Annotated in this window: 16 protein-coding genes and 1 pseudogene; 2 read left to right on the top strand and 15 right to left on the bottom strand. The window is 60.1% G+C overall.

What is annotated here, in order from left to right:
• Positions 1-101 precede the first annotated feature (101 nt).
• Positions 102-1964: an O-antigen ligase family protein gene (locus ACIP66_RS18285; protein WP_400649699.1), complete on the top strand. Its 1863-nt coding sequence runs from the start codon at positions 102-104 to the stop codon at positions 1962-1964.
• Positions 1964-3181: an acyltransferase family protein gene (locus ACIP66_RS18280; RefSeq protein WP_400649696.1), complete on the top strand. Its 1218-nt coding sequence runs from the start codon at positions 1964-1966 to the stop codon at positions 3179-3181. Before ACIP66_RS18285 ends, ACIP66_RS18280 begins: the two co-directional genes overlap by 1 nt.
• An 18-nt stretch (positions 3182-3199) precedes the next feature.
• Here ACIP66_RS18280 and ACIP66_RS18275 read toward each other — a convergent pair whose 3' ends face one another.
• The 15 genes and pseudogenes from ACIP66_RS18275 to ACIP66_RS18205 all read right to left on the bottom strand — a co-directional run bounded on the left by ACIP66_RS18275 (position 3200) and on the right by ACIP66_RS18205 (position 21194).
• Complete coding sequence (locus tag ACIP66_RS18275) at positions 3200-4084, bottom strand: glycosyltransferase (protein WP_400649735.1); 885 nt, start codon at positions 4082-4084, stop codon at positions 3200-3202.
• 32 nt (positions 4085-4116) lie between these two features.
• Positions 4117-5271: a glycosyltransferase family 4 protein gene (locus ACIP66_RS18270; protein WP_400649694.1), complete on the bottom strand. Its 1155-nt coding sequence runs from the start codon at positions 5269-5271 to the stop codon at positions 4117-4119.
• Positions 5268-6704: a PIG-L family deacetylase gene (locus ACIP66_RS18265; protein WP_400649691.1), complete on the bottom strand. Its 1437-nt coding sequence runs from the start codon at positions 6702-6704 to the stop codon at positions 5268-5270. Before ACIP66_RS18265 ends, ACIP66_RS18270 begins: the two co-directional genes overlap by 4 nt.
• Positions 6705-6712: 8 nt before the next feature.
• Positions 6713-7609, bottom strand: a complete 897-nt coding sequence (locus tag ACIP66_RS18260; RefSeq protein ID WP_400649689.1) for an antimicrobial resistance protein Mig-14 — start codon at positions 7607-7609, stop codon at positions 6713-6715.
• Positions 7609-8739 carry a glycosyltransferase gene (locus tag ACIP66_RS18255; RefSeq protein ID WP_400649686.1) on the bottom strand — a complete coding sequence of 377 codons (1131 nt, stop codon included), beginning with the start codon at positions 8737-8739 and terminating at the stop codon, positions 7609-7611. The genes ACIP66_RS18260 and ACIP66_RS18255 overlap by 1 nt, the downstream gene beginning before the upstream one ends.
• A pseudogene (locus tag ACIP66_RS18250) lies at positions 8723-10480 on the bottom strand (carbamoyltransferase). The gene ACIP66_RS18255 and the pseudogene ACIP66_RS18250 overlap by 17 nt, the downstream one beginning before the upstream one ends.
• Positions 10481-10715: 235 nt before the next feature.
• Positions 10716-12164 carry a lipopolysaccharide kinase InaA family protein gene (locus ACIP66_RS18245; RefSeq protein ID WP_400649683.1) on the bottom strand — a complete coding sequence of 483 codons (1449 nt, stop codon included), beginning with the start codon at positions 12162-12164 and terminating at the stop codon, positions 10716-10718.
• Positions 12164-12916: a lipopolysaccharide kinase InaA family protein gene (locus ACIP66_RS18240; RefSeq protein ID WP_400649680.1), complete on the bottom strand. Its 753-nt coding sequence runs from the start codon at positions 12914-12916 to the stop codon at positions 12164-12166. The genes ACIP66_RS18245 and ACIP66_RS18240 overlap by 1 nt, the downstream gene beginning before the upstream one ends.
• Positions 12913-13647 carry a lipopolysaccharide kinase InaA family protein gene (locus ACIP66_RS18235; RefSeq protein WP_053116718.1) on the bottom strand — a complete coding sequence of 245 codons (735 nt, stop codon included), beginning with the start codon at positions 13645-13647 and terminating at the stop codon, positions 12913-12915. The genes ACIP66_RS18240 and ACIP66_RS18235 overlap by 4 nt, the downstream gene beginning before the upstream one ends.
• Entirely contained in the window at positions 13647-14453 is an 807-nt protein-coding gene (gene rfaP / locus ACIP66_RS18230) for a lipopolysaccharide core heptose(I) kinase RfaP (protein ID WP_400649676.1), read from the bottom strand. The genes ACIP66_RS18235 and rfaP overlap by 1 nt, the downstream gene beginning before the upstream one ends.
• The gene (locus tag ACIP66_RS18225) at positions 14453-15574 is read right to left on the bottom strand and encodes a glycosyltransferase family 4 protein (RefSeq protein ID WP_053116716.1); all 1122 of its coding nucleotides are present in this window, start codon (positions 15572-15574) and stop codon (positions 14453-14455) included. Before ACIP66_RS18225 ends, rfaP begins: the two co-directional genes overlap by 1 nt.
• Complete coding sequence (gene waaC, locus ACIP66_RS18220) at positions 15574-16635, bottom strand: lipopolysaccharide heptosyltransferase I (RefSeq protein WP_400649673.1); 1062 nt, start codon at positions 16633-16635, stop codon at positions 15574-15576. The genes ACIP66_RS18225 and waaC overlap by 1 nt, the downstream gene beginning before the upstream one ends.
• Position 16636: 1 nt before the next feature.
• Positions 16637-17671, bottom strand: a complete 1035-nt coding sequence (gene waaF, locus ACIP66_RS18215; protein ID WP_053116714.1) for a lipopolysaccharide heptosyltransferase II — start codon at positions 17669-17671, stop codon at positions 16637-16639.
• 461 nt (positions 17672-18132) lie between these two features.
• The gene (gene glnE / locus ACIP66_RS18210) at positions 18133-21072 is read right to left on the bottom strand and encodes a bifunctional [glutamate--ammonia ligase]-adenylyl-L-tyrosine phosphorylase/[glutamate--ammonia-ligase] adenylyltransferase (protein WP_212549883.1); all 2940 of its coding nucleotides are present in this window, start codon (positions 21070-21072) and stop codon (positions 18133-18135) included.
• Positions 21069-21194 (bottom strand): hypothetical protein, encoded by a 126-nt coding sequence (locus ACIP66_RS18205; RefSeq protein ID WP_276514720.1) that lies wholly within the window; start codon positions 21192-21194, stop codon positions 21069-21071. Before ACIP66_RS18205 ends, glnE begins: the two co-directional genes overlap by 4 nt.
• Positions 21195-21408: the final 214 nt, after the last annotated feature.

The raw sequence follows: 21408 nt of genomic DNA, 5'->3' as shown, positions 1-21408 counted from the left end.
TGGCAATCGGCGAAAGGCTGTTATTGTTAGGCACCGTTTTCAGCATCAAATAGCCATCACCCGAATGGTCGATCAACTTCTTCAGGATTGAATCTCTCAGCATGCAACTTCGCGGCTTCAGCAGTACGTCCAATCGAGTCTTCGACTTCATTAGCCTGTGGATACTTCCCGTCGGCTATTTCCTGCTCCTGTGCGCGCTGTTTTTCCTGCCGGGCCGAAGTCTGCATCACAAGCTGTTTTACGGCTTGTTCAGCATTCCAACGCTGATCGCCCTGTGCCTGCGCCCACGTGAACTCAAAGAATTACTGCGTGAACCGATCTTCGTCTCGCTGTTGATATTTGTCGCCTGGGCCCTGCTCAGCCTCAGTTGGGGGCCGCGCGAAGAAGGCCTCGCCGGGATGTTCAAACCGTCATTGCACACCTTGCTGCTGTTTGCCGGCACCTATCTGCTGGTGCGTTATCGCAGTGAGATCCTGCAACCGTTGATGTTCGGCGCCGCGTTAGTGGCGTTGGTCGCAACGATCTGGTTCCTGTTTCGTTTTGCCCACATGTATCAACCGGGCATGCGCCTGATCGGCGGTGGCGCCTTCGACAACCCGCTGCTCAGTTCTCACCTGTTCGGCTTTTTCGCCGCCTATTGGCTCAGCGTAACCATGACCTGCAAACGCCGCCAGATGATGTGGCTGAGTGTGCCGGCAATGGCAATCATGTTCATGGCGGTCATTGGCACCGGCTCCAGAACGCCGCTCGTGGCGCTGACCATGGCCGCGTTGTGGTTGTGCTTCATTTGCTGGAATCGCCGCTCGGTGGGCTTGTTGATCGGCCTGGCCCTTAGCGGCGTGACGGTCGCCGTCCTGTTTGCACAAATGATCATCGAACGTGGCGATTCGTATCGACTGGAAATCTGGAAGCAAGTACTGCACATGATTGCCGACCATCCCTGGATCGGACATGGTTACAGCGCCACGTTGTCCGTCGACCCCGGCGTCGGCATCAATTTCCAGGAGCCACACAGCTTTGTCCTGGGTGTGTTGTATTACGTCGGCATTGTCGGTCTGGTGCCGTGGCTGTTCTTTATTTTCAGGGGCCTGCTGAGCAGTTGGCGTCAGCGCGTACAACCGCTGTTGATTGTCGCCTCGACACTGCTGATCTTTGGCATCGGCGCCGGGCTGACCGAAGGCGGCGGGATCATTTCGCGGCCCAAGGAACACTGGTTCCTGCTGTGGATCCCGTTGGCACTGATCGCGGCACTGAGCATCAATCAGCGTGCGCGGCGACTGCTGACCCTGCCGGTGCAAAAACTCAACGCGAGCGACCTGCAGCAGATGAGCCTTGACGCTCAGGTCATCGAAGAAGACGGCCTCGGCCCGAAAGTCCTGCGCCTGACCGATGGCAGCTTCCTCAAACTGTTCCGCCGTCGCCGCTGGTACACCTCGGGCAGCTTCAATCCCTATTCAGAGCGCTTTGCCGTCAACAGCGAGCAGTTGCGCCTGATGGGCATTCCTACCCCGCAAGTGCTCAATCTTTATCGCCTCGACGATGGCAGCAGCGCCGTGCACTACGCCCCCCTGCCCGGCCATACGCTGCGTCAGGTATTGCAGAGCATTACCGCACCGGCCGTTCGTCAGGCGCTGGTGGAACGCTTTGGCAAGTTCATGGCGCAATTGCACGAGAAAGGCGTCTATTTCCGCTCTCTGCACTTGGGCAACGTGTTGGTGCTGGAGGACGGCGAGTTCGGCTTGATTGATCTGGCCGACCTGCGCGTTTACCCTAGCCCGCTCAGTCTGGCCCTGCGCCAGCGAAATTTGCGCCATATGCAGCGCTATACCGTCGACAAACGCTGGTTGTTCGAAGACCACTTCGAAGCATTACTCCAGGGCTACGCCGTGATGGCGTCGCAATCTGCGGTGGATAATCTGCACAGGCAAGTGCTGGCCGGCAACACTGCGGCCCGAGTTCATTGATGATCGAAACCAACCCCCTCATTGCGCTGGCAGCCTATCTGCTGGCCATCGTGTCCGCCGCGCTTTTGTTGCGCGTCGTACCGAAAATCGCCCGCCACCTGCAGCATTCCGGTGAAAGCCGCTATGCCAGCATCGATGGGCTGCGCGGCTACCTGGCGTTTGGTGTGTTCGTGCACCACGCCGTCATTACCTGGATCTTTCTGCGCACTGGCGAATTCGGCTTTCCGCCGAGCAACTTCTACTCGATGATCGGCCAGGGCAGCGTTGCGCTGTTTTTCATGATCACCGGCTTCCTGTTCTGGAACCGTCTGCTGACCCAAGGGCGTCAGCACGATTGGCTGGCCTTCGGCATTTCACGGGTATTTCGTCTGTATCCGCTGTACCTGCCGCTGATGCTGATCGTCTTCGTCACCGTGTTCCATTTGCAGAACTGGGAACTGAAAGAGCCTGGCAGCGCCCTGTTCAAACAGATTCTGGCGTGGCTGACCTTCGACCGTCCGGACATCAACCAATACCCGCAAACCGGCATGCTGATTTCCAACGTCACCTGGACGCTGGCCTATGAAGTGTTCTTCTATCTGGCGCTGCCACTGGCCGGGATGGTGTTCATCTATCGCGGCAGCTGGATACAAGTGGTGCTGTGCCTGATCGGCATTTACGCGCTGTATCAAGTGGTCGGCTGGGAGCACTCGCTGAAGAAACACTTCCTCGCCAGTTTTCTCGGTGGCATCGCCGCGGCGTACTGGATTCGCAAGCCTGCGCTGGTGGCCTGGAGCCGCACACGTCTGGCGGGCGTGATTGCCGTGTTGGCGCTGGTGATTGCCTTCACCGCGTTCAATCGTGCGTTCAAGACCGGGCCGCTGTTCCTGCTGTCATTGTTTTTCGTGATCGTGGCGTCGGGCAACAGCCTGTTCGGTGCGCTCAAGCCACGCAGCATCCGCTGGCTCGGCGAGATCAGCTACAGCACCTATCTGCTGCACGGTTTTGTGTTGTGGCTGATGGTGCAGCGTCTGCCGCTGCTGCTGAATCTGGATGCGCGGGAGGCGGATGTCTATCTGCCGCTGATCGCGATCTGCACCTGCCTGCTGATTCTGATCAGCAGCCTGAGCTTTCTGTACATCGAGTTGCCGGGCATGGCCGCCGGCAAGAAGGTGCTGCAGTGGATTCGCTCGCGCCAGAAAGGCGATAAGCAGCTCTCGGAGAAAGTCGCCCGCTAAGCGCGGGCGACCGCTGTTTCAGCCCTTTTCCTGCGGCGAAAACAGCAACCGCCCAAGACCGCGCCAGGTCTTCTTGTTCCACGCCTTGAGCGGGATCTGCTTCAGCAGCTCCCACGCCAGCTTGCGATTGCGGTTGGCGGTTTTCAGGAACATCGAATTCAGCGACTTGTAGCGCACTTCGTCGTACAGCGGATGATCGCTGAACAGCGCATAGATACGCAGAATGCTTTCGATCATGAAGCGGTGATTCTTATACGAGTTGGTCGCGTGCTTGCGATAGCGCGCCATCACCACGTTCAAGCCATCGATGAAATAACCGGCGCGGGTCACCTTCAGTTCGATGTAGAGGTCTTCGAGGCGAATCGTCGGGTCGAAGCCACCGACCTTGTCCAGCGCTTCGCGGCGAATCATCAGGGTCGGGGCTGGCGGATAAGGCTTGCGCTCAAGGAACATGTCGTCGAAATCCAGACGACGGAACGGCACATCACGGCGCTGACGCTTTTCCGGGTAGAGGTTGCCGTCGGCGTCCATCAATTCGATGTTGCCGGCGCAAATCCCCACTTCCGGTTTGCCGTCCATGTACGCCACCTGAATCGCGATGCGCTCCGGGTACATGATGTCGTCGGAGCCGAATGGCACGATCAAGCTACCCTTGGCCCGCGCGATGGCGCCATTGAGCGTATTGGTCAGGCCCTGATTCTGCTGCACACGGAAATCGAAACCGTACTGTGCCTGCAAGGCACTGATGCGCTCGACGCTGTCGTCCTTCGAGCCATCATCGACCACCAGCAATTCGATGTTCTTGTAGGTCTGGTTCATGACACTGAGGATGCTTTCCTCGATGTACGGCCCGTGGTTGTACGAGGCGATGATCACGGTGACGAGGGCGTTCGCTTCGCTCATGGCTTTTTGTTCGCTCATGGATTCCTGCTCGCTCATGGCTGCACCTTGCGCGCTTGTTCCAGGCCAGAGTCGATCAGATTGAGGTACTCCTGACGGAACACCTCGATGTCATGTTGTTCCTGCAGATAGCGGTAGGCTTGCTCGCCCTTGGCCTTGAGTTCGTCGTCGGACAGCGCGAGGTACTGATCCAGCGCCGCGACAATACTCGGCACATCCTTGGGCGTAATCGCCAGACCGCCGGCGCCTTCAATCAGCGGCACCATCGCCGGCACGTTCGAGGCGATCACCGGCAAATGTCCGCTCATGCCTTCCAGCAAGGCCAGACCCAAACCTTCGGCCAGCGACGGCATCGTCCAGATATCAAACGCGCGCACGTATTGCAGCGCGTTTTCCTTGAAACCCAGCAAGTGCGCACGACCGCTCAGGCCCAGTTGTTCGATCTCGGCAGCCAACGGCGCTTGCAGGCGCCCGGCACCGATGATCGCCAACTGTGTGTTCGGATATTTGTCTTTCAGCGCGGCAAAAGCCTGCAACAGATAAGTGTGACCCTTGACCGAAACCAGCCGCCCCAGCGCGCCGATCAGGCGCACATTCGGGTCGATGCCGAGCAGCTCACGCGCCTTTTCGCGGCTGTGCTGCAAACCTTCGGCCTGTTCGATGTCAATGGCGTTGGTGATGGCGTAAGTATTCTGGTCGGTGAAGCCGCAATCGCAGTCCAGCAGGTACTGTTTGACCGCTGGCGAGACACCGACGAAGCGCCAGTGCCGATCAATCAGTCGTTGAGTCTGACGACGACGATAGAAGCGGTCGTACTCGCCGAAACCATGGGAGATGCCAATGCACAGCGGCACCTTCAACCAGCGGTTCAGGGTGAGCATCATGTTCACCGGTTTGAAGCGGTTGCAGATGACGACGTCGAACTTCTCGCGGCGGCAGAACTTGTACAGTTCCCACATCGCGCGCAGGCGCATGCCTTTCAGGGATTTGTCGGAAAACTCGAAATACACCGAGCGATCGGCGCGGCTGACCGGCTCACCGGGCGCGGGTTTGCCACGCAGGAACGCTGCGGTGATTTCATAGCGATCCGACGGCAACGCCTTGACGATCTGCTCGGCAAGGTCAGCGAAATCATGGGCTTTGACGTTGTAGTCAGGCTGCAACTGCAGCACCTTCGACCGTTGACTCATAACTCTCCCCGATTGACGCCTGATTCACCCGGTTTCAGCAGCCACAGCAATTCCTGGCGTCTGACCGCTTTTCGAAAAAATTCGTTTTCGCCGTACACCGACGGCGCGCGACCGGCCAGCAAACGCTGGATCACGCGGCGCAAACGGCGTTTGAACGGCGCTGGCGGCTGCAAGTCATGCATCATGCCCAGCGCCATGGCTTTGTCGCGTTGCTGTTCGATAGTCAGTGGCAGGCACAGCGGCTGCATCGGTACGGCGCCATCGAACGCTGGCGGCAGCGCGATGCCTTCACCGGCATTGCCCATCGGCCAGCGATCGTTGTCGTGCAAATGGTTGGCGTAGCCGAGCAGGGTTGGCTGCCAGTCCAGAGTGTTCAGCACTTGCAGCACGGCTTGCTGGCTGCACAGATGATCAGGATGCGGATCAAGCGTCGGATGCGGCAGGACGATCACGTCCGGACGTGCGCGCAGCAGCACTTCGCGCAGGTCGGCCAGCAGATTGTTCCAGGTCGGCGCGCCATCGACATCGCTCGGCAAGCTGAACGGGTTCAACTGGCGGAACAGGCGGGTATCGCTCAGATCGGCTTCGCGTGAAGCCATCGCTTGATTCGGCGCCGCCTGCATTGCTGCCAGTTGCAGACAGAAGTAACCGAGTTGCACGCAGTTTTCCGCCGGCACACCGGCCCAGCGCGGCACGGCGAGGCTGTCCCAGGTGCGCAATCGACCCTTGAGCCGGGCGGCTTCGACCTTGTTCAGGCCCATCTGCTGATAATGCTCGGCTTCGATTTCGCCAGCGGTCAGGGTGACGATCCAGGCTTCGTCTGCCTGACTGTACAAACCGTAGGCTGCCAGCTCGGCGTCGTCGGCGTGCGGTGCGATGACCATCACCCGCGAACGGCGATAATCGGTTTGCTCCAACGCCCACAAAACCGGCTCACCGGAGACGCGGCAGAAGCGCCCGCGCAAATGCAGCACACCTTGCGACAAGGCTTGCGCCTGACCGCTGAGGTTCAGATAGCGCAGACCGTTGACGCCGCGCTCGAAGGTTTGCGCATCAGGATTCGTACCGCCCATCAATTCGATACGCGGATCGAAGAAGCGTCCCAGCCACGTGCTTTTGACCTGCACCGCGAGAATCAGCGTGGCGTCATCCATCACCATCACGCCGTCATCCAGACGCAATTGCTCGCCGTTCAGATGCACTTTCGGCTGTGGCGTAAACGGTGGAAAGCTGTACTGGTAATCGTCTTTCGGCGAATAGAACAAATGATCGGCGAACCACGCCTCATGGGCGACCCAGCCGATCACCGCGAGCAGCAACGGCAACCACCAGGCGACCAAAACGCCGATCGTGATCAACACGATCAACGCAATCAGCAGGCCGATACGTTTGTTGCGCCGGTGGCGCTTGAGCAGTTGCTGTTTGCGGCTCATGGGCGGGCTCATACGGTGAACACCGGCACAGGATTGCACCAGCGATCCTTGTATTCACGGTCGGCGCGACCGAAGGAAAAGCGCAGCGGCTTGTTCAGCGCGCGCGCATGTTCCCAGGCGCTTTGCGTATTGATGAAGCTCAACACGCTGCCGGGACTGAATTCACGGGTTTCGGGGTCGACGCCGCCGTTGATGTATTCAACGCTGATCCACTCCGGCGCTTCGACGCGGTACACCAATTGAATGGCAATCGGCGCCTCGTTGAGGAAGATCACCGAACCGATCAGCAGTTCGCGCAACAGCTCGATCACATCGGCCATGCGCGCCGCGCCGGTAGCGGGGAAACCCCAGCGGCGCTGAAACAGATCGCAGTAGATCGCCGCCAGCTCAACGCTGGAGAAGTCGCTGACAGGACGTACCACGCCGCCCGCCTCTTCCAGCAGACGCAATTCGCGGCGCTGGTTGTAGCGAAACTTCTTCGACAATTCTTCCGGGGTGCGGGCCATGGCCAGTTGCTCGGTCTGCAACTTCATGCCGCTGAAGCGACTTTCGTTGAGCGCCGACAGGTAGCGCGCGCGATGGCGCAGCGGGGCTTGGGCATCGACGGCGGCCGGCAGGATCAGCTCGGCGTTGCCGAGGTCGAACAGGCCTTTTTTGGCGTTGCGCTTGAGCACATCCTTGGACAGCGCGAGATCGCGGCCCCAGGTCGGGATCGCCGCTTTGATTTCGCCTTGCTGCTCCCAGGCCAGATAGCGCACCGGGATGCCGGCCAGATCGGCCAGACGCTCAACCACCAGCGGATGCGTGGCGACACTGCCGCCAAAACGCTGCCAGGTGGTTGCATAGGTCGAGGCGTCAACGGGCGACCAGCCACGTTCGCGCCAGCCTTGGAATCGGTTGAGCATCAGCCCCTCGGTGCCAGATCGATAACTTGCGGCAGACGCCAGAAGGTGTCGCGCACCGCACGGTCGGAGAATTGCTCACGCAGACGTTCGAGCATCATCTCGGCGCACTGATGGCGCTGTTGATCATCCATACCGGCCAAATGTTGCAAGCCCTGGGCTAGACGCTCGGCATCGCCCAGCGGGAACAGAATGCCCACGCCTTCGACGACTTCCTTCGCCCCGCCACATGCGGTGGCCAGCAACGGTACGCCGGCGGCCATGGCCTCCAGCAACACCATGCCGAACGGTTCGTGATCGGAGCTCAGCGCGAAAACATTGAAGGCGCGGAAGTAATTGCGTGCGTCCGGCACCTGACCGAGGAACAGCACGCGGTCGCCGATACCCAGCTCTAGCGCCAGCTCTTTGAGATCCTGTTCCAGCCGACCCTTGCCGAGAATCACCAGTTGGCTGTTATCGGGCAACCCCGGCAACGCGGCGGCGAAACCTTGCAGCAATGTCGCCTGATCCTTGTCCGGGTGCAGTCGACCAACGTTGCCGACAATCCACGCATCCGCCGCCAGACCCAAGGTCTCGCGGGCTTCGCGGGCGGACACCTGAGCAAATTGCAGCGCAGGCAGATCGATACGGTTGTACAGCGTCTGAATCCGCGCTTGCGGCCACTGCGGCAGGCAACGACGCATGTCGTCGCGCACCGCATCGGACACACCGAGCAGGCTCAGACGTTTACGGAAAATGTGCGCGAACAGCTTGCGCGTACGGCGTTGGTAATCACCAAACGCGTGATGCACGCCAATCACCGGCAGTGACGTGCCGAGCAAGGCGATGTAGATCGGCTTGAAACGATGGGCGATGCAGAAACTGAAATTGCGTGAAGCGGCGATCTTGCGCAGATCGCCGATGGCGCCCAGCTTCAGGCCACGAATGGCCTTGGAGCTGTATTCCATGAACAACACTTCATCGGAGGCACACGCTGCGGCCACCTCGCTATCGGCGGCCCCGGTCAGAAAGACCGTGGTCACCCGATAACCGGTGCCCGCGAACAGGCTGGCGTACTGCCGTGCGCAGTCGAGGAACGGCCCGTCATAGCCGTGACAGAACTGCAACACATGGCGTTCAGCCGAGCGAGTCATAAGCGTTTGCGCCCTCTTTGACCACCAGAATGTCTTCCATGATCAGGTACTGCAGATCGGAGCCGAAGAACATGTTCAGCGCGTCGGTCGGCGAGCAGATCATCGGTTCGCCACGACGGTTGAGCGAAGTGTTCAGCGACACACCATTGCCGGTGAGGACTTCGAGCGCTTTCATCATGTCGTAGTAGCGCGGGTTGTATTCGCGCTTGAGCACCTGGGCACGGGACGTACCGTCTTCATGGACGACTTCCGGCACACGGGTTTTCCACTCGTCCGACACTTCGAAAGTGAAGGTCATGAACGGCGCCGGGTGATCGATCTTGATCATCTGTGGCGCAACGGTGTCGAGCATCGACGGGCAGAAAGGCCTCCAGCGCTCGCGGAACTTGATCTGGTGGTTGATGCGGTCTGCCACGCCGGGAATGCTCGGGCAACCGATGATCGAACGACCACCGAGTGCGCGCGGACCGAACTCCATGCGGCCCTGGAACCAGGCCACCGGGTTGCCATCGACCATGATCTTGGCGATCTGCTCCGGCATGTTGTCGAGCTTGCGCCAGGTCGGCTTGTTCTCGTGACGGGCGCACGCGGCGATCACGTCTTCGTTGCTGTACGACGGGCCGAGGTAGACGTGTTCCATCTTCTCGACCGGTACGCCACGGGCGTGCGACACGTAAGCGGCGGCGCCAACAGCGGTGCCGGCATCGCCGGACGCAGGTTGTACGAACAATTCTTTAACGTCATCGCGGGCGATGATTTTCTGGTTGAGCTTGACGTTCAACGCACAGCCACCGGCGAACGCGAGTTTGCCGGTTTCCTTGAGGATGTCGCCCAGGTAGTGGTCGATCATCTGCAGCGAGATCTTTTCGAACAGCGCTTGCATGCTCGCGGCGTAGTGAATGTACGGCTCGTCAGCGATATCGCCTTCGCGTTTCGGGCCCAGCCATTCGATCAGCTTCGGCGAGAAGTAGAAGCCTTTGCCCTTCTCTTTGTAGCGGCGCAGGCCGATCACGTTGGCGTAGTCGGTGTTGATCACCAGCTCGCCGTTCTCGAACGAGGCCAGACGCGAGAAGTCATATTTGCTGGCGTCGCCGTACGGCGCCATGCCCATGACCTTGAACTCACCGTCTATCTTCTAGATACAGTGGCACTCCGTGATCGCGCCGTTCTGGCCGCCGAGGGAGTCCGGATCGAAGAATTCCTTGATCTTGTGGATCTTGCCGTTTTCGCCGTAACCGAAGAAGGTCGTGGCGTACTCGCCCTTGCCGTCGATGCCGAGGATCGCGGTTTTCTCTTGGAAACCCGAGCAGTGGTAGGCGCTGGAGGCGTGAGCCAGGTGGTGCTCGACCGGCTCGATCTTGATCTTTTTCGGATCAAAACCCAGTTGCTCCAGGCACCAGACGATCTTGTTGCGATAGCGCTTGTAGCGGCGGTTGCCCATCAGAATCGCGTCAAGAGCGCGATCCGGTGCGTACCAGTAGCGCTTGGCGTAGTGCCAGCGCGCCTCACCGAACAGGCTGATCGGTGCGAACGGAATCGCTACCACGTCAACGTCGGACGGCTTGATGCCAGCCTGCTCAAGGCAGAACTTCGCCGATTCGTAGGGCATGCGGTTCTTTGCATGCTTATCGCGTACGAAGCGCTCTTCCTCAGCCGCCGCCACCAACTTGCCGTCGATGTACAAGGCTGCTGAAGGATCATGGCTAAGGGCGCCGGACAGGCCAAGAATCGTCAATGCCACAGGGGTCTAGCCTCTTTAGTCTGCATGCAGGCGCAAGGCGCCTTGAAAATTGAAGTGCCCTCGCACCGGGCGAGAGACAGCTAAAGGGCGGGATTATAGCGTAAACGTGGCGGGAATGACCCAGAGCTATTTGCCGAACAGCGGTGAGGATCAAAAGATCGCAGCCTTCGGCAGCTCCTACAGGAAATCGCATTCCAAATGTAGGAGCTGCCGAAGGCTGCGATCTTTTAAGTCTTCAGACTCGATCAATACTTTTCGGCAAGCGCTGATCAATCACTCGATACAGCGCGCTGCTCTCGGGCCAGTTGCGCATGAACCGTGCGCGGTCGCGGGCGTAGGCCGGGGCGAAGCTGCCGAGGGAGCGGTGTTGGCACATCGAGTCGAGATCGATCAGGGCCCAGCGATCGTCCTGCCAGAACAGGTTGTGGCCCTTGAAGTCGCCATGGCTGATGCGCTCGGCGATCAGACGGGCGAACAGTTGATCCAGCGCCTGCAGCTCGGATTCCGGCGCGTTGCCGTTTTCAACATACGGCGCAAAGCGCTCGATGATGTCCGGGCCCGGCAGGTATTCGGTGATCAGATACGCGCGGCTGCGCAGCCACAGGAAACGTTTTTCCAGCACGGCCAGCGGCTTCGGCGTGGCGATGCCGAGGAATGCCAGACGATTGCCTTCACGCCATGAATGCCAGGCGCGGCTCGGGCGCCAGAAGCGTTTGAGCCAATGAGCAAAATTCTTGATGTTGTAGCGCTTGATCACCAGTTTGCGCCCGACCACTTCAACCTTGCCGACGCTCGCCGCGCCGCCGGTTTTGTACAAATGGCCCTGATCGAGCAACGCATCGGCCTGTTCCAGCACCGGCGCCATCGCCGCTTCTTCCTCACGACGAATAGCACGTAGCGCGAATGCTCCGCGCTGCACGGCAAACAGCGTGCACTCACGACCGACCTTGATCAGGTAATCACGCAAACGCCAGGCGCGCACTTTGTCGATCTGCTTCTGCAATGCTTCCAGCGGCAACGCGTGTTCGCCGTTACTTAGCAGGTAATACACCAACAATTCTTCAGTGAACGGCTCCAGTGACTTGGGCAACTGGGCGAAAAACACACCGAGATTTTCCAGCACTTTCTGCCGCGACAACGGCTGACCTGCGGTTTCCGCGCAGATGCCGGCACCGTCGATCAGATACAACCGGCCGCCATGGCGCAGCAGATTGTCGAGGTGCAGGTCTTCCTGCCACAGGCCTTTGCTGTGCAACTGCGCAATCGCGCCGAGTGCGTCGCCCAACACCGCCGATTGTTCATCCGCCAGCACCGGCAACGACTCGACCTGTTGCCAGGCATCGCCAAGGCTTTCAGCGTCCTCAAGGAATTCGAACAGCAGCCAGCCGCCCTCGCCTTCCTTCAAGCCATCGGCCAACAGCAGCGGCGTGGTCAAGCCTTGCGCCGCCAGCAGCTTCACACCATTGAGTTCACGCTGAAAATGCCGCGCCGCTTTGCTGCCGACCAGCAACTTCGCCAGCACTGGCCGACCGCGCCAGACCCCGGCACCGACATAACGCTGCCCCGGCAGCACCCGCAGCAGACTTAGCAGTTGCAAATCGGCCGGCCCGGCGGCATCGGCCAGGGAAATCGTCAACGGCAGACTTGGCGTGCGCCCGGCGTTTTTCAGGTCGGACAACTGCATCAGCGAGTCTCCTTGCGACTACGCCGCGCGGTCAGCCGCGTAACCCAGGCGTCGACCAATGAACTGTCGGTCGCCTGATCGACATAGGCCGCAAGCAGCTCACGCAGTTGCGCCTCGTTCCATTGCGGCGCACGGCGCACCAGCGGTTCCAGATCCTTGACCCGATCGCGCATGCCCCACAGCAGTGGCCGGGTTTTCTCCAGGTCGATCAACTGCGCGCGATACTCAGCGCCGTCGGCCTGCAAAAAAATATGTTTCGGGTAAAAACAGCCGTGCACCTGACGCAGACCGTGCAGCAGCCGCGCCAGTTGCCCGCAGGCCTTGAGGATCGCTGATTGCTGCGCGGCGGTCAGTTCCGACCAGCGCTGCAACAACGAATCAAGATCATCCCAGCCATCGAGGGCGCGGGTCAGCAGGATCGCGCGGACTTCGCCATCGACCTTGCGCTGGCCGAAAAAAGCCGCTTGCAGCGCCGGAATCCCCAGCGTGTTGTAACGGCTGATATTGCGAAACTCGCGGGCAAAACTCGGCTCGCCAAATGGCGCGTGCAAGGTGCGCGTCAGGTAGTTGCTCTGGCGCTTGAGGTAATAAGCGTGACCTTCCAGCTCCAGGCGAAACACGCTGCTCCAGCCGCCACCGTCGGTGTTCGGCTCGTCCACCGCTTCAAGCTGTTTGGCCCAGAGCGCGTCGAAGGTGCCGAGGCCATGGCGCTCAAGCAACGCACGGTCTTCAGCGGCCAGAAAATCAGTCATTCGCGTCCCTCGAAAAATCTCACCACATGGCGAATGCGCTTCTTGTCAGCGGCATTCAGGCGATCACGCCCACGGTATTGCAGGTAGAAGCGCAGGCGCTGGGTGTTCGACAGATGATATTTGGCGACCTTGTCGAGGCAGGCCAGATCCTTGGTGATGCGGTACTTGAGCCAGAAACCGCGCCAGAAATCGCCGTTCGGGCAGTCGATCAGGAACAGTCGATCCTGATCGTCGATCAGCAAGTTGCGCCACTTCAGATCGTTATGGGTGAAGCGGTGGTCGTGCATGGTCCGCGTGTAAGCGGCCAGTTGCCGGCTGACACCATCGACCCAGGCGCGATCCTTGAGTTTCGGATCGTTGCGCTCAGCCAGCGCCGAGAGATCCTCGGTGCGCGGCAGTTCGCGGGTGATCATCGCGCCACGGTCGTACGCCGCGCCACGTCGCTCCAGACCCCAGGCCACCACTTCGGCGGTGGGAATGCCCCACTTGGCGAAGCGCTTGAGGTTCTGCCATTCCATCTTCACGCGCGGCTTGCCGAGGTAACGGCGCAAGCCTTTACCGGCGCCGACGTAGCGTTTGACGTAATAGTTGACGCCGTTGCGCTCGACCCGGACGACTTCCGACAGCGGATCGCGAGTCAGCCGTTCGCCTTGCAGGGCGAACACCGCTTCGAGGCTGCCAAAATCTTCGGCGAGTTCACTGTATTGCGGTTCCAGAATCCAACCCGCCATCAGAGCGCATCTCCGTAGCGCTGTTTACGCGCATAGAGCTTGTTGGCCTTGCCTTCGAGCCAGCTCAGCAACGGCGCTTCTTCGGCGAGAATCTGCCGCAGCGGTTGCTGGAAATAGCCCTTGAGGAAACGCAGCTTGTCGCGGCGGGTCAGGCCGATGTCCAGCGCGGAAAAGTACAGCGCGGCCAGATCCTTGTTGCGCCAGCGCTGGGTGATTTTCGCTCGGGTCTGGGCACGGTGCAGGTCGATCACCGACAGTTTGAAGTCGTCCGGCGTCACCGGTTTATCGGTGTGCAACAGGAAGTGGCAGATGTAGCAGTCGCGATGGTTGACGCCGGCGCGGTGCATCATGCCGGTCATGCGCGCGACTTCGGCGATCAGCGCGCGCTTGAGCGTTGGCTCCGGCGGCTGCTTGATCCAGTCGATGCTGAAGTCTTCCAGGCTGACGGTCGGCGCCAGTTCTTCGGTGACGATAAACGAGTGCTGATCCGCCGGGTTGCTGCCCTTCTCGCCGTACGCGACGGCGGTCATGGTCGGCACGCCGACTTCCTGCAGACGCTGGATGGCCTTCCATTCCTGACCCGCGCCGAGTACCGGCAGCTTGGCGGTCAGCAGGTTCTTGAAGATTTCGCCCCAGCCGATGCCACGGTGGATCTTCACAAAAAATCCGTTGCCGTCGACTTCCGTGCGCAGTGTCCGGCGTGCTTCCAGCTCGCGGTATACCTCGCCCTGCAAGCCTTCGACTTCGGCGAACGGGTCGCGTCCGGCCCAAAGGCTTTTGAACGGTTCAGCCAGCATCAACTTCATTAAGCGTGCTCCGCCAGAATCACATCGGCCGCGTGCTGCGGCATGCTGTAGAGGTCGGCCGTCTCGGCGAAGGCCAGACCATTGCGGCTCCAGGCCGCGCGTGCAGCGTCGTCTTTCAACATGTCAGTCAGGTATTGCGTCAACTGCGCTTGATCGAACGGCTCGTCCAGCACTCGCCCGGCGTCGGCCTCGGCGATGTAATGGGCATAACCGCAGACCGCACTGACCAGCACCGGCAAGCCGGCGACCAGCGCTTCAAGCAACACAGTACCGGTGTTTTCGTTGTACGCCGGGTGAATCAACAGGTCGGCGCCGAGCAGGAAACGCGGGATATCGCTGCGCCCTTTGAGGAACGTGACGTTATCGCCCAGACCCAACGTCGCGCTCTGCATCTGGAATAATTTGGGGTCATCCTGGCCGATTACAAACAGCCGCGTGCGCTTCTTCAGTTCGGCGGGCAATGCGGCCAGTGCTTTCAGGCTGCGATCAACGCCCTTGGTCTTGAAGCCGGAACCGATCTGCACCAGCAGCAGCTCGTCATCCTTCAGATTGAATTCGGCGCGGAAACCGGCGCGAATTTCGTCAGCGTCTGCCGGACGGCGACGATCCTGAGCGATGCCCGGTGGCAGCAAGTGGAAGCGCTCAAGCGGCGTGTCGTAATGCTTGATGAACAACGGCTGCTGCACTTCGGAAATCATCAGCACTTCAGTCTTCGCATCTTTGGCGAACACCGCGCGCTCGTATTCGGCGAAGTGGCGATAGCGGCCCCAGCGGCGGTACAGCGAATTGCGCAGGTTCTGCGCCTTGTCTTCGAAGCAGCCGTCGGCGGCGTAATAAACGTCCAGACCGGGCATCTTGTTGAAGCCGATCAGGCGATCAACCGGGCGCTTGGCCAGATCCGCTTCCATCCACGCACTGAGTTTTTCGTTGCGACGATGATTGAAGAAGGCTTTCACCGGGGCCACCAGCACTTCAAAACCGGGCGGCACGTCGCCTTCCCAGATCAGCGTGTAGACGCGGATCTGATGCCCGCGTTTCTGGCATTCGAGGGCGATGCGCATGAAGTCGCGCTGCAAGCCACCGAACGGGAAATATTTGTACAGGACGAATGCCAATTGCATCAGCGCAGCTCCTCAGCCATTAACAACGTGCTCAGTCGGCTGGCGACACGCTCGGGGTTCAGACGCGTAAAGCACAGAGGCTGTTCACGCTTCAGGTCAAACTGACGGGCATCCTGCGCGGTCGGTTGATAGGTACATTTCTTTTGCAGGCACGGCGCGCACGGGAAGTCGCTGGCCAGGTGAATCTGCAGTTTGCCGTAAGCGCCGGTCAGGCCCGGGTTGGTCGGGCCGAACAGCGAAATGGTCGGCACGTCCAGTGCCGCTGCCAAATGGCCGAGGCCGGTGTCCACCGCCACGCAGGCTTGCGCGCCGGCGAGGACTTTGCCGACGCCGGCCAGATTGAGTTTCGGCAGCACTTCGGCATGTTTGAAACCGGCGGCGATGCGTTCGGCGCGGGCCTTTTCCTGCGGGTTGCCCCACGGCAGCTTGACGCCGACGCCAAGGTAACCGACGCGTTCGGTCAGTTCACGCCAGTAGGCTTCCGGCCAGTGTTTGGTGTCCCACGTGGTGCCGTGCAGGAACACCACAAAGGCGTTTTTGCGCGGCAGTTCGACCAGACGCTCGACGTTGAGGCCGTAGTCGCCCAAGCCTTTTGGCAGGTCGTAACCGAGGGCGATGGCGAACAGTTGGCGCACGCGTTCGACGGCATGTTGGCCACGGGCCACGGCCAGTTTGCGATCGTAAAAACGCGCGGCCATCGGCTCACGGGCCGAACCTTTGTCGAGTCCGGCCACCGGCGCTTTGACGTAACGGGTCAGCCAGGCGCTTTTCAGCAGGCCTTGAGCGTCGATCACCAAGTCGTATTTGTTGGCGCGCACGCTTTGTTTGAAGCGTTTCCACTCGCCGCTGGTGATGGTTTTCCAGAGGTTTTTGCGCCAGCGGCGGATCGCCACCGGAATCACTTTGTCGACGGCCGGGTGCCAGGTCGGGATCTCGGCAAAACCTTCTTCAACGACCCAGTCGAATTTGATCCCGGGGATCGCCCTGGCGGCGTCGGTCAGCGCCGGCAACGCATGAATCACGTCGCCCAGCGATGAAGTCTTGATCAACAGTACCCGCAACTTAATGAACCTCGACCACGGAGCCCTGCAATTTCTGCAAGGCATCGTTGACCGCGTCCGGCATCAGCTGGCGCAGGCAGTTGTAATGGCCGAAGCGGCAGGTACGGTCGAAGCATGGGCTGCAATCGAGACCAAGGCGAACCACTTCGACGTGCTCGGCCAACGGCGGGGTGAAGCCCGGCGAGGTTGAGCCGTAGACCGCGACCAATGGACGATTCAGGGCGGCGGCGACGTGCATCAGGCCGGAGTCATTGGAGACCACCGAGTCGGCGCAGGACATTAGGTCGATGGCTTCGGCCAGCGAGGTGCCGCCACTGAGGTTGACCGATTCTTCGCGCAGGCCCGGGATCAATCGGGCGCGAATGTCTTCGCCGACCGCGTGATCGTTTTTCGAGCCGAACAGCCACACTTGCCAGCCTTCGCGGATACGCGCTTCGGCGACTTTGGCGTAATGCTCGGACGGCCAGCGTTTGGACTCGCCGAACTCGGCGCCGGGGCACAGGGCCAATACCGGGCGATCGAGGCTCAGGCCGAACTTGGCCAGCGCCGCTTCGCGGGTGACCGGGTCGATTTGCAGGCTTGGACGTGGATAGGGTTTCGGCAGCTCGGCGTTCGGCTCATAGGCCAAGGCCATGAAACGCTCGATCATCAGCGGATAGCGTTCTTTGTCGAGGGTGCGCACGTCGTTGAGCAAGCCGTAACGGAATTCGCCACGCCAGCCGGTGCGTTTCGGGATGCCGGCGAAAAACGGCACCAGCGCTGATTTCAGCGAGTTGGGCAGCAGGATCGCTTGATCGTACTGGCCGCGCAGGGATTTGCCGATGCGCCGACGCGTCGCCAATTCCAGCGCGCCATGGCCGAGCGGGAAGCTCAAGGCCTGGCGCACTTCGGGCATGCGCTCAAGGATCGGCCGGCTCCACTCGGGGGCCAGCACGTCGATTTCGCATTGCGGGTGGCGCTGTTTGAGACACTGAAACAGTGTCTGCGCCATCACCATGTCACCGACCCAACTGGGCCCAACGATCAGAATATTCATGTGGTTTCCAAAAACGAACCGGGGAGGCAATTACGCCTCCCCGCCTCGAGAATTCTACAAATACTGTAGATCTACTGTGGGAGCGAGCCTGCTCGCGAAAGGGTCTTCACATTCAACATTATTGTCGTCTGATACTCCGCTATCGCTGGCAAGCCAGCTCCCACAGGGTTTTGCATCCGTTCCAACAGCTGCATTTCAGCGCAGATCTATTGTAGGAGTGAGCCTGCTCGCGAAGAGGCAAGCACATCCAAAATCAATGCTGCCTGACACTCCGCCTTCGCGAGCAAGCTCGCTCCCACAGGGTTTTGCATCTGTTCACATATCTGCGTTTTAGCGCAGATCACTGTGGGAGCGAGCTCGCTCGCGAAGGGGCCGGTACATCCGAAATCAATGTTGCCTGACACTCCGTCTTCGCGAGCAAGCTCGCTCCCACAGGGTATTGGGTGCTGCATAAACTGTTTTCAGCTTAGCCCCATCTCTTTCCAGATCCGCAACACCTGTCGCCGTTCTTCGACAAACTGGTCGCCTGCGATCACCCCCGGGTCCTTCTGCAAGGCCTGCCGGTGGGCGGCGGAGCGGTAGGCTTTGTAGGCCTCGCGCAACAGGCTGGCGTCTTCGGCAGGCATCAGCCCTTCGTGTTCCAGCTCTTCCGTGATGCGGATGTTATCGGTCCAGCGCAGCAATGGCGGGTGGTTGTGCGACCACGCCAGGGCCGCGTATTGCACCATAAATTCAATATCGACGATACCTCCGGCGTCCTGCTTGAGGTCGAACGGCGCCGTGGCGTCGAAGGCATTCGCCGCTGTGCCGGCCGCGGTGCTCTTGGTGCCGAGGTTGTCGCGCATCTTCGCGCGCATCTCGCTGACTTCCTGTTGCAACTTCGCCAGATCACGGGATTTGCCCAACACCTGCGCGCGAACCTTCTCGAACGCTTTGCCAACATCCTGACTGCCGACCAGCACCCGCGCCCGCACCAGAGCCTGATGCTCCCACGTCCACGCTTCATTTTCCTGATAGCGAGCAAACGCGCCGAGCGAACTCACCAACAGCCCGGAAGCACCGGACGGCCGCAAACGCATGTCCACTTCATAGAGCTGGCCCGAGTTGGTCTGCGCCGTCAGCAAGTGAATGATCCGCTGCCCCAGCCGGGTAAAGAACTGCGCGCCATCAATCGGCTTGGCCCCGTCGGTTTCCGCCTGCGGATCACCGTCATGGATAAACACCAGATCCAGATCGGAACCATGCCCCAGTTCCAGCCCGCCGACTTTCCCGTAACCGACAATGATGAAGCCGGGATCGCACAAGGTGCCGTCGGTGCGCAGCGGCGTGCCGTGTTTGGCAACGGTCTGGCGCCAGGCCAGGGCCAGCACTTGTTCAAGAATCGCCTCAGCGAGCCAAGTCAGGTAATCGCTGACTTTCATCAACGGCAGGCTGCCGGCGATTTCCGAGGCGGCGACGCGCAAACGGTGTGCCAATTTGAAATGACGCAGGGCTTCCATTTGTTGTTCGAGGTCGTCTTCGGGGATTCGCGTCAGCCGCTCGCGCAATTCGGCGGCCAATTCCGGCGCCAGGGGCGGTTTGAACAAACGCCCTTCGTTGAGCAATTCATCCATCAGCAGCGGGAAGCGAGTGATCTGCTCAGCAATCCACGGGCTCGCCGCGCACAACGTCAGCAAGCGCCGCAGCGCACCGGGGTTTTCCGTGAGCAAGACCAGATAAGCCGAACGCCGAGCGACCGCTTCCACCAGCGGCAATACGCGCTCAAGCACCAGATCCGGATTGGCATGCTCAACCGCTTGCGCCAACAGGCGCGGAATAAACGCATCAAGGCGCTCGCGCCCTAGCCGCTGCATCGCGCGCAATTGCGGGCTGCCGCGCAAACCGGCCAGTGCCTTCAGGGCTTTGCTGGCATCAGCGAAACCGCCCTCTTCCAGCTGTCGGCAAGCCGCCTCTTCGTCCTGCTCCTCTTCCCACAACGGCAACCATTCACCGCCGACCACCACTTCGCTTTCGGTGCCTTCTTCCTCATCGGGATCGGCAATCACTTGTGCAAAGTGCCAAGCGACGCGGCCACGCCAGAACATCAGCTTCTCGTGGAAAGCCTCCCAATCGGCAAAGCCGAGCATGAAAGCAATGCGCGCTTGATCCTGCGCGCCGTCCGGCAGCATTTGCGTTTGACGGTCGGCAATCGCTTGAATCGCGTGCTCGGTGTAACGCAGAAATTCGTAACCTTCACGCAACTCGCTGATCACCGCTGGCGGCAGGTAGCCCTGCCCTTCCAGCGTGCTCAACACCTTTAATAGAGGACGCTGTTGCAGACTCAGGTCGCGGCCACCGTGGATCAACTGAAAGGCCTGAGCAATAAACTCGACCTCACGAATTCCGCCGGAGCCCAGCTTGATGTTGTCGGCCATGCCTTTGCGCCGCACTTCCTGCTGGATGAGCTGCTTCATGGTGCGCAGCGCTTCGATCGCCGAGAAGTCCAGGTAACGCCGATAGACAAATGGCCGCAGCATGTCGAGCAACTGCGCGCCCGCGACCTGATCGCCGGCCACCACCCGCGCCTTGATCATCGCGTAGCGTTCCCAGTCGCGGCCCTGGTCCTGGTAATACTGTTCCAGCGCATTGAAGCTCAGCACCAGCGCGCCGGAGGAACCGTACGGGCGCAGGCGCATGTCGACGCGGAACACAAAGCCGTCGACGGTCATCGGATCCAGCGCCTTGATCAGGCGCTGGCCGAGACGAATGAAAAATTCCTGATTATCCAGCGAGCGCTTCACGCCCACCGTTTCGCCGCCCTCGGGGTAGGCAAAAATCAAATCGATGTCGGAAGACAAATTCAGCTCGACCGCGCCGAGCTTGCCCATGCCAAGGATGACCATGGGCTGCGGCTCACCGCTGCGGCGGCCGGTCGGCGTGCCAAATTGTTCGCAATGGCGGCTGTACAACCATTGATAGGCTTGATCGATGGTGGCGTCGGCCATGTCCGAGAGATCGCGGCAGGTCTGCACCAGATCAGCCTGACGGGTAAGGTCACGCCAGATGATCCGTACTTGATGGCGCGCCCGTTGGCGACGCAGGGCGCGACCGAGTTCGTCTTCGGTCTGTGCCGCGTTCACCGCAGCGGAAATCTGCGCACACAATTCACCCGGTGCGAACGGCCGGTCGAGTTCGCCAGACTGCACCAGCGCGAGCAACATCAAAGGGTCACGAACGCTCTGTTCAATGACGAACTCGCTGGCAGCGGTGACGCGGGCGAATTGCGCCCAGCGTTCTGGCGTCCAGGTCGAGAAGCCGTGATCGTCTTCCAGTTCGGCGACGGCCGTACGGAACGACTGTTCGGATCGAGTGACCAACGGCAGGAGGATGGCAGGCAGTTCGGCAAGCACGGGCAGGGTCATGGTCTATCCTTGATCGGCGTGTAATCAGCCGCTTGTAGTGAATGGTGAAAACCCGCTACCTGAAGGACTGTCGAACAAAAGTTAGAAATAGCTGAAATTTCTTCTTCTTTAGCATCCAGCATCAAAGTTTCACCTTTTACGGATGGTAATCGACCAACCTTAACGATTATTCTCACAACGCAGTCAGAGGCCACAAGCCTTTCATCTGTAGTTTTACTACTCGTCTATACATCCGAAAGGCTGAAATGCTCAAAGATTTGTAGTAAAACTACACGCCGCCGGAACAACCTGTCGGCAATCCAAGAATTTTAAATCGTCTGCCCACAAGGCCAGACG

Origin of the sequence: Pseudomonas sp. NPDC088429, from assembly GCF_044753305.1 — a bacterium.
In the GTDB taxonomy this organism is placed as follows: Bacteria; Pseudomonadota; Gammaproteobacteria; order Pseudomonadales; family Pseudomonadaceae; genus Aquipseudomonas; species Aquipseudomonas rustica.
Note: the sequence above shows the minus strand (reverse complement) of the source record. Positions and strands in the feature narration are given on the sequence as shown.

Bases quoted from the DNA above. Each gene is read 5' to 3' on its own strand.
- ACIP66_RS18285 (WP_400649699.1), top strand. From the start codon at position 102: ATGCAACTTCGCGGCTTCAGCAGTACGTCCAATCGAGTCTTCGACTTC.
- ACIP66_RS18280 (WP_400649696.1), top strand. From the start codon at position 1,964: ATGATCGAAACCAACCCCCTCATTGCGCTGGCAGCCTATCTGCTGGCC.
- ACIP66_RS18275 (WP_400649735.1), bottom strand. From the start codon at position 4,084: ATGAGCGAAGCGAACGCCCTCGTCACCGTGATCATCGCCTCGTACAAC.
- ACIP66_RS18270 (WP_400649694.1), bottom strand. From the start codon at position 5,271: ATGAGTCAACGGTCGAAGGTGCTGCAGTTGCAGCCTGACTACAACGTC.
- ACIP66_RS18265 (WP_400649691.1), bottom strand. From the start codon at position 6,704: ATGAGCCGCAAACAGCAACTGCTCAAGCGCCACCGGCGCAACAAACGT.
- ACIP66_RS18260 (WP_400649689.1), bottom strand. From the start codon at position 7,609: ATGCTCAACCGATTCCAAGGCTGGCGCGAACGTGGCTGGTCGCCCGTT.
- ACIP66_RS18255 (WP_400649686.1), bottom strand. From the start codon at position 8,739: ATGACTCGCTCGGCTGAACGCCATGTGTTGCAGTTCTGTCACGGCTAT.
- ACIP66_RS18245 (WP_400649683.1), bottom strand. From the start codon at position 12,164: ATGCAGTTGTCCGACCTGAAAAACGCCGGGCGCACGCCAAGTCTGCCG.
- ACIP66_RS18240 (WP_400649680.1), bottom strand. From the start codon at position 12,916: ATGACTGATTTTCTGGCCGCTGAAGACCGTGCGTTGCTTGAGCGCCAT.
- ACIP66_RS18235 (WP_053116718.1), bottom strand. From the start codon at position 13,647: ATGGCGGGTTGGATTCTGGAACCGCAATACAGTGAACTCGCCGAAGAT.
- rfaP (WP_400649676.1), bottom strand. From the start codon at position 14,453: ATGAAGTTGATGCTGGCTGAACCGTTCAAAAGCCTTTGGGCCGGACGC.
- ACIP66_RS18225 (WP_053116716.1), bottom strand. From the start codon at position 15,574: ATGCAATTGGCATTCGTCCTGTACAAATATTTCCCGTTCGGTGGCTTG.
- waaF (WP_053116714.1), bottom strand. From the start codon at position 17,671: ATGAATATTCTGATCGTTGGGCCCAGTTGGGTCGGTGACATGGTGATG.
- glnE (WP_212549883.1), bottom strand. From the start codon at position 21,072: ATGACCCTGCCCGTGCTTGCCGAACTGCCTGCCATCCTCCTGCCGTTG.
- ACIP66_RS18205 (WP_276514720.1), bottom strand. From the start codon at position 21,194: ATGCTGGATGCTAAAGAAGAAGAAATTTCAGCTATTTCTAACTTTTGT.